At 65.2% G+C, this 709-nt stretch carries 1 protein-coding gene; it reads right to left on the reverse strand.

Translation table 11 applies throughout. From position 1 onward, the window contains the following. On the reverse strand, positions 1–631 hold a 631-nt coding region (locus ABFP37_RS22490), incomplete at its 3' end, for a tyrosine-type recombinase/integrase (RefSeq protein WP_347035032.1). Positions 632–709 lie beyond the last annotated feature (78 nt).

Consider the following 709-nt stretch of genomic DNA (forward strand, 5'->3'; position numbering starts at 1 on the left):
GTTGTTCGGCGTCGCGGGCGAGTGCATCGGCATCAACGCGTTGTGCGGCAAGGATCGGCAGTGAACTGGGCTCGGCGTGGAAGCTGGGGCAGTGCTCACAAATATTTGCGTAAGCGCAAGCGCCCTGGGCGGGTGCCCGCAGGCAGAACCCTCCGGCCATGCGGGACTTCAGCAGCGGGGTGTCCTTCCAGTCTTTCCCGCCGGTGATGTCTCTCAGCGGCAGGCTGGTCCTGCCGGTCGCGGGTGTGAGTGCCTGTTGTTTGGCCAGATCAAGGGCGCGTTCGTACTCTGTGCGCACTGTGGCGTCGAACAGCCGTCCGTAGCGCAGGCTCATCTCTGCGGACATGTGGCCGAGCAGCGCCATCAGGGCCTGCAGCGAGACTCCGGCGTTGACCAGGGCGGTGGCGTAGGTATGCCGTAGCTGGTGCGGGGTGATGTGTTCGAGCCCGGCGAGACCTGCGGCGCGGTCGAGTTCGGCGCGGACCGTTTGTTGCCCGAGCCGCCGTCCGTGGTGGGTGAAAAGGAACTGGGACAGGCGTCGGTAACGCGGATGTGGCAGCGGCCGCCCGTGCGATCTGGTGTGGGTTATGTGGTCGATCAGCTCCAGGATCTCTTCATCGAGGGGGACCATCCGCTCGGTGTCCAGTTTGCCGAGGGGAACTTTCAGCCAACTGCCGTGGCCTGGGACTTCGTGGACGCAGTCCAGTTC

The sequence above is a fragment of the Burkholderia sp. RS01 genome, from assembly GCF_039748055.1.
Taxonomy (GTDB): Bacteria; Actinomycetota; Actinomycetes; order Actinomycetales; family Micrococcaceae; genus Arthrobacter.